Annotated in this window: 8 protein-coding genes and 3 pseudogenes; 5 read left to right on the top strand and 6 right to left on the bottom strand. The window is 40.8% G+C overall.

Annotated features, from left to right (window positions below):
* From F452_RS12220 to F452_RS0110015, 3 genes and pseudogenes are all read right to left on the bottom strand, one after another.
* Window positions 1–169, bottom strand: a pseudogene (locus F452_RS12220) (IS5/IS1182 family transposase); the annotation flags it as partial.
* 114 nt (window positions 170–283) lie between these two features.
* Window positions 284–931, bottom strand: coding sequence for a hypothetical protein (locus F452_RS0110010; RefSeq protein ID WP_018966063.1), 648 nt, complete (start codon window positions 929–931; stop codon window positions 284–286).
* Complete coding sequence (locus F452_RS0110015; RefSeq protein ID WP_018966064.1) at window positions 928–3,936, bottom strand: HsdM family class I SAM-dependent methyltransferase; 3,009 nt, start codon at window positions 3,934–3,936, stop codon at window positions 928–930. Before F452_RS0110015 ends, F452_RS0110010 begins: the two co-directional genes overlap by 4 nt.
* Window positions 3,937–4,518: 582 nt before the next feature.
* Here F452_RS0110015 and F452_RS10985 point away from each other — a divergent pair.
* On the top strand, window positions 4,519–4,767 hold the full coding sequence (locus F452_RS10985; protein ID WP_018966066.1) for a hypothetical protein: 249 nt from the start codon (window positions 4,519–4,521) through the stop codon (window positions 4,765–4,767).
* A gap of 14 nt (window positions 4,768–4,781) precedes the next feature.
* Here F452_RS10985 and F452_RS11720 read toward each other — a convergent pair.
* A pseudogene (locus tag F452_RS11720) lies at window positions 4,782–4,931 on the bottom strand (DUF4138 domain-containing protein); the annotation flags it as partial.
* Between the two features lie 132 nt (window positions 4,932–5,063).
* Between F452_RS11720 and F452_RS0110030 the strand changes: the two are divergent.
* Both F452_RS0110030 and F452_RS0110035 read left to right on the top strand, forming a co-directional pair.
* A complete protein-coding gene (locus tag F452_RS0110030) occupies window positions 5,064–5,507 on the top strand; it encodes a hypothetical protein (protein ID WP_208854513.1) in 444 nt (147 codons plus the stop codon).
* 483 nt (window positions 5,508–5,990) lie between these two features.
* Window positions 5,991–6,461 carry an HU family DNA-binding protein gene (locus tag F452_RS0110035; protein ID WP_026292377.1) on the top strand — a complete coding sequence of 157 codons (471 nt, stop codon included), beginning with the start codon at window positions 5,991–5,993 and terminating at the stop codon, window positions 6,459–6,461.
* Window positions 6,462–6,518: 57 nt separating this feature from the next.
* Here F452_RS0110035 and F452_RS0110040 read toward each other — a convergent pair whose 3' ends face one another.
* Together F452_RS0110040 and tssD are read right to left on the bottom strand one after the other, a co-directional pair.
* On the bottom strand, window positions 6,519–7,097 hold the full coding sequence (locus tag F452_RS0110040; protein ID WP_124752763.1) for a hypothetical protein: 579 nt from the start codon (window positions 7,095–7,097) through the stop codon (window positions 6,519–6,521).
* A gap of 2 nt (window positions 7,098–7,099) precedes the next feature.
* The gene (gene tssD, locus F452_RS11175; protein WP_018966070.1) at window positions 7,100–8,449 is read right to left on the bottom strand and encodes a type VI secretion system tube protein TssD; all 1,350 of its coding nucleotides are present in this window, start codon (window positions 8,447–8,449) and stop codon (window positions 7,100–7,102) included.
* 311 nt (window positions 8,450–8,760) lie between these two features.
* On the opposite strand from tssD, the pseudogene F452_RS12465 reads away from it, so the two are divergent.
* Both F452_RS12465 and F452_RS0110055 read left to right on the top strand, forming a co-directional pair.
* A pseudogene (locus F452_RS12465) lies at window positions 8,761–9,690 on the top strand (TraM recognition domain-containing protein); the annotation flags it as partial.
* Window positions 9,691–9,973: 283 nt separating this feature from the next.
* Window positions 9,974–10,387: DUF4372 domain-containing protein (locus F452_RS0110055; protein ID WP_018965680.1), on the top strand; the 414-nt coding region annotated here is incomplete at its 3' end.

The raw sequence follows: 10,387 nt of genomic DNA on the forward strand, positions 1-10,387 counted from the left end.
GAATAGGTTTAGCAGGGCGACCATTGTTTGGGCAATACAAAGGTTTGAAGGCCGTATCGAATTTGGCCCAATCTATTTTGTCAGCTAATTTATAGAGTGGGTGCGATTGGTTCAGCATGTCTGATAGACTGCTGAATAATGAAGGGGTATTATAGGGCTTTTTAATCATAAAATCTGCAAGTTTTCTGCTATGAAGATAAGAAAACTTGCAGATTTAGCAAAGATATTCGCAAACTAATTTGCTGAATATCAGAGATTAAAGATCTATTTAAGGGATGACTAGTTAATTATTGGCAAAATCAAACATTAAATGCTTCATGGAAAGAAATTTCTCATGCGAAGAAACATAACATGATATAAAATCTGCGAATTCCAAATCCTTAGATTGTAAAAGTTCTGTTTTTCGATTCAAAGCACACAAACATATGTTCAACATTGATACTATGTTTTCAGTTTTTCCTTGAAGGATATAGCCGATCAAACATCCGTTTTGTGGATATTTACTTGACAAATAATTATCAATGCCTGTTTCTATATATCGCCTATGGAGTTGGTTTGCCGAAATTTTTGTTTTTCGTCCAGCTTTGAAAGAATCAATTTCAATTAAATTTTTGGCTTCAGCAAAATACTCCCACTGATTTGTACTCCAACCAGAGAAACGGAAATCAATTCTTGCTGCACTTTTAGCAGCAATGCCATCATTTTTATAGAGCCTGTATTCAGGAATAATATCTATTTGCCATTCCATCCTTTTTATATTCGCATTTATAGATAGTAGTAGTTCTTTCGATATATCTTCCTCTTCCTTGTCAATAGAAATACTTCCTTTAGATTTAACGACACAATAACCATCGCACAATAAAGTCAAACAACGCCTCTCCAATATCTGCAATGTGCAATCTATATACTCTGGGTTAAATCTTCCGCTCATTTTGTTCCCAAATTTGCAATTTCAACGACGAGCGAGAGGGCATCATCAATAGCCTGTGAACGTGTCCAAAAACGCTTCTGATTTGGTTTAATCAAATATATTTTATCCCTATCGTAATATCTGAATTGTTTTTGTACATATATATTTTTACCTTTTTCTTGAATAGAATACTTGTCTAATTCTTTAAGTAAGGAAGATAGTTCATTCGTCTGCTTTATTTCAATAGGTTTTTCTTTTTTGCAGAAATGCAATGTCACCAAGTTTAAAGGGTCATGTCGCTGCACATCATATACAGCTATATTAATTCCATGGCTAGTGTCGGAATAAAAATCATTCAGCTCTTGTTTTAAAATCTCGGCATAGGCCAAATTTTCATTATTAGTTGTGTGCCTTAGCAACTTTGATTTACTCCCTTTTTGGAAGAGGTCTATATGTCGAAGAGAGTCCGTTATAATAATTCTATCTTTTTCTGTTAAATCATCGAGAAGAATGGTATTAATATTATCTTCAAGCTCCAAATAATCCCCAAAAGGTATTTGGGATTGCTTCTTAATAACACTATCCAATAATGAAATAATTGTTTGCTTTTTTTGCTCGGTGAAGTTTTCTATGATGAAAGGAATGGTGAATAATTCTTGATGTTTAACAACATCTCTCTCAATACCCCATGAAGAAGTTGTCATAAAAGCATAATATTGAGCAAATGATGAATTTAAAAATGCGCAAGTTAGTTTCAAAATATTTTCATCAGATTTTTCGGAAATAATACCTACGATTCCCTTAAAATAAGAACAATCGTAATCCAAAAAAGAAGCCGTGAGTTTATTTTTCTGGACTCCCTCATTCAATAATAGGTGAGGAGCCCTATATGCATCAACATATCCTAATCTTCTGAAAAAGGAATTTGTTATTCTAGTACCAAAGTTAATAGGTGTATAAAAACGTTTGATTGTTTTTGATGTGTGATGAGGAATTAATTTGATATTTTCATCTGTTTTTTTGCAAGGAACACTTGTTTCTAATCCAACACCATAGACAACTTTATCTTTAAAACTCCTTTGTAAAGAAGGATAGGTGTTGGATAGGCGTTTTATTAGATTATAATCTGCAATATTGCCCCACATGGCTATTTTCCATATTTTACTGTTTGGAATTTGGCACTCCGTTCGTGGGAGAAATTTGATATCTGTAGAATCAACTAATACCCCATCAATTAAGTTGGATTTAACGTAGGTCTTAGGAGCCCAATACTCAATTGTATTAGACGCCTTAGGTGGTGTTTTTGCTTGAAAATAGATAATGCATATTGGACCTATTGCAGAAGTAAATAGTTGTCCTCCAAAGTTTCTCGGCGATTTCCTAAATATAGATAAATTATAGAGTTTTTCTACATAGTTCTCATTTAATAGCCAGTGCCTAAAATTCTGGTAAGTTTTTTTTGTGTTGGTAAGCACTTTTGTATTAAAAATTAAAGCGATTTCTCCATCAGGACAAAACTCAATGGATTTATGTAGAAATGGTAAAACCATCTCTTTGCCAAAATTATATTTGACACAATAGTCCATTATCGATTTTGACAATTTCTTAGTCCCAAAAGGTGGGTTCCCAATAACCAAATTCACCTTTTCAAAATCATCAGGATTCACTTCCCCAATAGTATCCCGACACCACAGATTTTTTCCTTTTTTTTCTTTAATTGAAATATCGTTAGGATTATCTATCAAATAAGGGAATTTATTGGTTTTGTCTATCCAGAGTTTCTTGGGGTTAAGATGCTCAACTAATGCCAAATATAGGCTGAAAGCTGTTACTTTAATAGCTAATGGATCTATTTCGATTCCAAAGATGTTTTTTACAAGTATATCATTAAGTTCTTTGAAGGTTATGACCTTCTCTGGATTTTTATTTTTCCATCTCCTAATAAGTCTTTTATAACTTTCGACTAAGAAAATTCCAGAACCACAAGCCGGATCTAAAATTTTAACATTGTAATTTGTTTCATTTTTGATTGGCAATTTGTCGTTTAGAATTAATTCTACCAAAGTATATGGAGTATAGAATTGTCCTTTTTCTTTTTTTGTATCAAGTTCGCCAAGAAAGTTTTCGTATACCTCACTCAATAATTCTATTTGGATAAAATCAAATTTGAATATTCTCCAATTTTCAAACAGCTTCGGTTGTCCTGAAATATCTCCATCGATGAAACATTTTTTTATTTTTTCTAAGTGTTCTTTTTTTACTTTCGATTGTTCATCTTCAATTATTGGGAAAACGTTACCATTAAAATGGTCTTGCAATTTAGCAAACAACTTATATGTAGCATCTACATCATCTAAAATATCGAAATAACTTTCCGCATCCTTCCTGATTTCTCTGTATAATCCTGCTTCTTTCGCAGCCCCTTTATCTTCAAGATATAAGATAAAAAGAGAGCGCATGAGTAATCCATGAATAATATTAGTGTCTGTAATATCCTCTTTTAATGCATCGGCCGTTCTCAGCAAACTTTCTACTAAATACCTATCTATTCTCTTCTGAACATTAATTTCATCACGAAGATTGTAGTCGCTTGTCCATAGTAAACCACTGTCAACGCCTATGCGAGAAAAAATCTCAACTAAAATTTTTAAACTTGCCTCATCTTCTTTCGTGCTTCTAAAAATCTGATAGGGGCTTAATTCCTTTTCATAGTCAGAATCAGACTTTATGAACCTGGGCTTTTCGTGACAATTGTAAATCCGAATCTCAGTGTCTGATACGACAAAAAGAAACATGATTTTTCGATAGTTCCATGCTTTATGTTGAATTTGGGCAATTTGTGTTAAAGCGTATATATCGAATGCCTCGACTTCTTTAAAAAGAATGGCAGGAAAATCCCCTGAAAAATAAACCTTATCTGCACCAATTTTTCCCAACTCCTGGTATTCAGGATTAGAGGTCGTTATTCCTGAACATCTCACTAAATGCTCATAGCCTAATTTCTTATAGAAAAAATTTGTACTCATCTATTTGACACTACATCAGAAAGCTCAAGGGAGCACATCCTATATCCGACAAAGATACGAAAAAGAGATTATATCACAATGTCTAATGTGGATTTATTTCAGGATTGAAGTTGTATTTTTCTGTTATGTAATTTAGAGTAAACACAAATGCTGAGCATTATGTAATACAGAGATGAGAAAGACGATTGTTAAACAAATAAGGGTGTTTCGGAAGTGCTTGCTGAGCAGAGAGGACATACAGCAGAAAGTCCTGCATGATTGCGGATTGATAATGGATGGAGGAATATATAGCACGTTACCCGATGAAGAAATCAACCGTGCATTCGATATCTATCATGAAAAGCGGATAGGCGAGATGGTACAGTCTTTTTGTCGGGTGAGCCTGGAGCGGTACAAAAAGTAGCAAAAAGATCTAGTAGAACAGAAGTAATAAATGGTGATTTCCCGGAGGAAAACAATAGGCCACAGCAGGAGAATGAAGAATTCGTGAGAAGAAAAACTGCAATTCATTGGGTAAAAACATACCGAACCCGTATCTTTGGACGCTATAAGTTCATTGATACGGTAAACTTGTAATTAGTTATGAGCTACATAGACAAAACATTGCTGACGGGTGAAACCGTTACATACAAAGCCCAAGTGCATTGGTGGTTTTTTGTTTATCCGATTAAATTCCTGTTATTCGGACTTCTGCTGATATCCTTTTCACCACTCTACATCAAGATTCCGGGTTATGTGCTGATCGCTATAGCCCTATGGGGGATTATCAACAGCTACCTCGGCTGGCGCTATGCCGAATACGTCGTAACCAACAAACGGGTGATTTTCTGACCCATACCCCCCAGATGGCAGGCTCGAAGCGGCTGCAAAACCTGCTCCTGAATCGCTGTGCGTCCGGCCACCTTTTTATCCACCACTTTGAAGGTGATGAAGTCCACCGAGTAAGGCATATTCGTCTGATTTCCGATAACGACGTGGAAGAAAAGCAGCCCGTTATCGCCCTTGATTTTGTAAAAATATCATTCTTATCGACAGAAAATGCCGGCATATTTTTATATTTTTGTCGATTGTTCCGATATAATCCGATTGATTTGTCCAACACCGATCGAAAGCAAATACACAGTTTTATGATGACGTGCGAAGAATGTTACAGTGACCGAAGCAGAATTACGCCATTGCTCAATCCCTCGGATTGTCTGACCCATCATACACAGTATATATGTGGCACTTGCGGCCGCTGCATCTGCATAGAGCGCGATGCGAAGAGAGGGTTGCAGAGGTGGAATTTCCCGTTCGGATCGGCCGAGATCGCCCTGCTGTATCTGCGAACCGCAGATTATACGATGAAGAGACCGTGTGGCATTTACGAAATAAAAGACGGACGGGGCAGGCGTTTATATAAGATCTTCGCAGACAGCGACGACCTCGAAGCCTATTTGAAAAGGAACAAAGGAAAGAGTTGCGACGACATGCGTCCACTATTCCGCATGGAGGAATACAGGGAATTTGCCGATACGCAGGTGAGAAAGCTAAGTGCCGACGAGGTAAGGAAGTATCTCTCCGAACGCTGATAGAGTCGTAACGCACGCCATATTTCTCTGCCGGTTTGCCTCGCTGCCCATCGTCTAAATCCCTCCTTTTGCCTCTCGACAACAGATGATTTATAAGGAACTGTTTTCCATCCTGCAACCCCCTTCTTATCTGCATTCTACGAGACAATAAATCACCCATGTCGACCCTGACAGAAAGCCAGGTCGACCTAAATGGCCGGTTAGGTCGACCTAACGGAGCATTTAGGTCGACCTAAAATGGGCGGAGGGACGACCTAAAACGGGCGGAGGGTCGTCCTCGCCGAAACGATACGTCGTCGGCGGCAAAATGAGAGGGTTGACCCTCTTTTTGTAAAATATCGTTCTTTTGGGTGTGAAATGCCGACATGTTTTTGTATTTTTGTCGGTGTATTCGGAGTATATACGTCGGCGGAGGTCAAAGTCCCCTCGCTTCCGCCGGCCGTCATCAGACAACGAGGGGCTTCACTTAACAACAGGAAAGACATGGCGAACAAACCTTTGCTCTACACGCTCATCGAGCGTAAAGCCACGCTCGGCAAGTATGCCGGCAAGACCGTTCTTCAGGCCTGCCCGACGGGACGCAGGCGCATCGATCACCGCAATTTTTGCGAAGAAGTAGCTCGTGCTACGACCTTTAAGGGAGCCGAAGTAGAGGCAGTGCTGCGGCTTGCTGCCGAAATTGCCAAGAAACATGTCGAAAACGGCGACACCGTGGACTTCGGCGACATCGGCCTGCTCACGCCCGGCTTCCACAGCAAACTCGTGGAGAAGGGCGTCGAGAAGTTCAACGCCAACGTGCACATCACCAAGCCCGTCGTTCGGCTCAAACCGTCGAAGCGTTACTTTACGCTCCAAGGCGTGAGCTACGAACGCGTCGATCAGAAAGAAAAGCCGCAGCCCTCACCGTCCGAACCCTCGATGCCGGGTGGCGGAAGCGGCGGAGGCGGCCTCTGATCCGCCTGCTCCGGAAAGAGAAGAGAGAAATGCAATCGGCGTTTCTCTCTTTTCCCTTTAATACAGTTTGTGGATGGCAAGTGTGTCTTCTTGGCAAAAGCAGGTTACTATATGATTATAAGGGATTACCATTTCATTTGTTTCATGGATAGGGGAAAACATTCTAATAAAAAACACTTTACAGTAAATATCACTACCCAATTCTTTTATCTCCGCCTTAGGACGCTGAAAATCGAACACTGCCATATATACATATCCGCTATCAGTCAGTCGCGATAGATGAACACTATTCGATTCTATTAAAACGATGGGCTTTTCATCCTTTTTATCTGCATATATAGCCTGATACGTTACGTCGGAACGATTCGTCCCGATGAGTCTTAAGCGTCCTTGGCGGCTATCCTCTAATTTCTTCGGCGAGAAGAATTCGATGACCCCGTCCTTCTCGTAAGTCATAATGTCGGAATAATCGCTTTGAACCGGACGGCGCAGAGCGACAAAATCAATGTCGAGTGTATCGACCCAGCCCATACGATCGGGAACCAGTGTAAAATACCATATGTACAGTGCTGCTGCAATCACTACAAAAGTCAGCGCACAAAGGATTTTATATTTCCGTTTAATAGGATATTTCATTATCATTCGTTTTTAAGAATAGAAGAAATTAGAAAATCAAATGCAGACATTCCGTTTACAATCCGTTCTGTAAACATCTCAAGAGCTTGCCCATGAGATTTCTTCGTTTCAAAATAAATATTGGGTTTATGGATCTTAGGTTTCCACTGTCCTCCAACATCAGCAATAAGATCATCGATCTTGTAATCTTCAGGAACAGCAGATATATTAATCCAGAAATCAGCACTAGTGGGAATCGGTATTTCATGATACAAATCTGCAAAAAACTCAACACCGTTTATTCCACTAACCGGATCAAGAGTGATTAGCATTTTTATTTTATGACCTTTGGCTTTTAATCTCTTTGATAAATGTGCTGCATTCCATCCTCCAAAACTATGGCCAATAATGTAAATAGGAGTATTGGAAGAATTAATTTTGCTTAAAATATTATCTTTAATATCCTTTTCGGGATACAATTCATCGTATCCTAAATAGTATGATTCGTTTTTAATGGCTTTTGAATATACCTCTATTTTGCGGTTAAAATAATTCATTACTGATTTCATGATATACGTAGGCCCTTGTGATAGAAAAGGTTTTTTGTCTCCAGCCCCACCAATGAAAAAAAGTATGATTTTGCGCTTCACCGTCGTTTTTACGCTTACCTCTTCATTGGGTTTCCTCAGGTAAGGCATGACGGTAACGTCTTTTCCCGTCCACTCGGGCTTGATCATCAGTTCGAGCGTTTCGCCTCGCTGCGATGGCTGTTCGTCCCTGCCGTCTACCCGGACAAGCCATTTGACTCGCTCACGGTCGTTTGCGCCGATCGTCGCGAGGTTATACCCCGTCACCGAGTATTTGACCGTGTGTGTCGGCAGAGCCGTTTCTTCACCTTTGACGGAAGTAACCAACGGAGACGGCGGAGTATGAACCGGAGCCTTGAACAACGGTTTTTCCGCCCGATACTCTCGCCAAATGCTGCTGTTGCGACGTTCTATGCATACGGTACGATTGAAGTCCAAACGTATCGGGGAGATCGAGACGCACATCGTCACCGGTGCACCCCAATCATCATACTGCTGCTCCGAATAACCGACAAGATAGGCTTCGTCGAATTTCAATTCCCTGACCATCGTATCTTCTTCCGACGGGGAAATACGGAGATACCCCTCGATCGTGGGGGTATTCTCATCCGTCATCAAAGCAAAGATGCCACTGTCGCGTTCCGACTCGAACTCGACATCGATAGTACCACCGTACAGGTCCGAAGCAGGCATGCCATTGCTGCTGACCCTTCGGGCAAACCGTTGACGATAACGCAGCACCCGATATTCACGCTTGTTGATACACAAGACTGCTCTGATACTCATGAATGGTAATCATTTTGCTATACGCCTTCAAAGGTATGCAATAATTAACAATAATATTAAAGAAAATCGCTCGCATTGCCGGGCATGCCCGCCCAAAACGAGCTTACGGCATCACGTTTATCTCGGACAAAGCTGGTATCGCTGCCAATGGCTCGCGCTTGGGGAAGGGCTATTCGGCCCATGTCTTTAACGATTACTTTCTCGGGGGTAAGAATCCCTTCCTCAATTACAGCCGGCAGGAGATTCGGGAGCTTCCCACAGTGCGTTCTGCTCCGGAGATCTTGCCGGAAGCTGAAACCGGCGATGATTATTACGATGAGCCGGCCAACTATCTTTCGCCCTTTATGGACGCATGGGAAGGCGGTGCACAGGATCAGCTTCAGGGACAGATCGCTTCGGCCAAGATTCCGCTTTCGAGGATGATTTCTCCAGCACTTTACTGGGTGATGATGGGCGATGACTTCTCGCTCGACATCAACAACCCGAAAGAACCAAAAATCCTGGTCGTGGGCAACAATCCCGACCGACAAAATATCTATTCGGCAGCACTCGGTTTATACAACAGCCGGATCGTGAAACTAATCAACAAAAAGAAGCAGCTCAAAAGCTCGGTGATTATCGATGAGTTGCCCACCATCTACTTCCGAGGGCTGGATAACCTGATTGCTACGGCTCGTTCCAATAAAGTGGCAGTCTGTCTGGGCTTTCAGGATTTCAGTCAGCTTACCCGCGATTACGGAGACAAGGAGAGCAAAGTGATTCAGAATACGGTGGGAAATGTTTTCAGCGGTCAGGTCGTAGGTGAAACGGCCAAGACGCTATCGAGCGCTTCGGGAAAGTCTTGCAGCAACGCCAATCGATGACGATTAACCGAAACGACAAATCCACCTCCATCAGTACGCAAATGGACAGCCTTATCCCGGCCAGCAAGATCAGCAACCTGACGCAAGGGATGTTTGTCGGGGCCGTATCCGATAATTTCGATGAACGTATCGAACAGAAGATTTTCCATGCGGAAATCGTCGTGGATAGTGCGAAGATATCCGCAGAAACAAAAAGCTATAAACCGATTCCTGTGATCGCAGCATTTACGGATGAGTCGGGACAGGACAGCCTCAAAGCATCCATTGACCGCCAACTACAAGCAGATAAAGCAGGAGATTCTGGCACTGGTCGATGTAGAAATTAAGCGGATTGAGAATGATCCTGAACAATCCGGATTGCTCAGGAAGAGTTCATGAATACTCACAGACTATCAATTGAGGTTGGTTAATACTCTTTACAGATTAAAAAAAATGAATAAATTCTGATTCACAGATAAGAGAATATTTGTCGTCAAATACTGATAACATAGAATGCAAACGGTATTACTGAAAAAGTATCGAAAAAGCGAAGCCCTAATGTTCATTTTATAAAAAATACCAATGTTGTCCTAAACGTTTTGGAGGATATAAGAAAAAGGAAGTAGAGCTAAGGAACAAAATGTTACCTTAGTAAAGAGTCCCCAACTCCTCTACTTCCTTTATGACAAATATAACACTCTTTGCGCAAGCCATCGGTAAACTACCGAAAGAAAAGATTAGAAAGATTATTCGCGAGTCCGGTACAGACAAACATTGCAAGGGTTACGATACTTGGAGTCAGTTTGTTAGCATGATGTTCAGCCAATTCTCAAACTGCGACTCTGTGAGAGACATTTCCAATGGTCTTAATTCCGCCAACGGCAATCTCAACCACTTAGGAATAGCTCGTGCTCCTTCTAAATCTACCATCGCTTATCAGAACGCCCACAGAAACAGTAAGGTATTCAGAGATATCTACTATGCCACTTTTCAACATTTTGGACAGCAGGGCTTGTGGCAACGTCGCAAATTCCGTTTCAAGGCTCCCATAAAATTGCTTGACTCCTCAATGGTGAGCTTGACGCTGTCCCTTTAT

The organism is Porphyromonas gulae DSM 15663 (assembly GCF_000378065.1).
Taxonomy (GTDB): Bacteria; Bacteroidota; Bacteroidia; order Bacteroidales; family Porphyromonadaceae; genus Porphyromonas; species Porphyromonas gulae.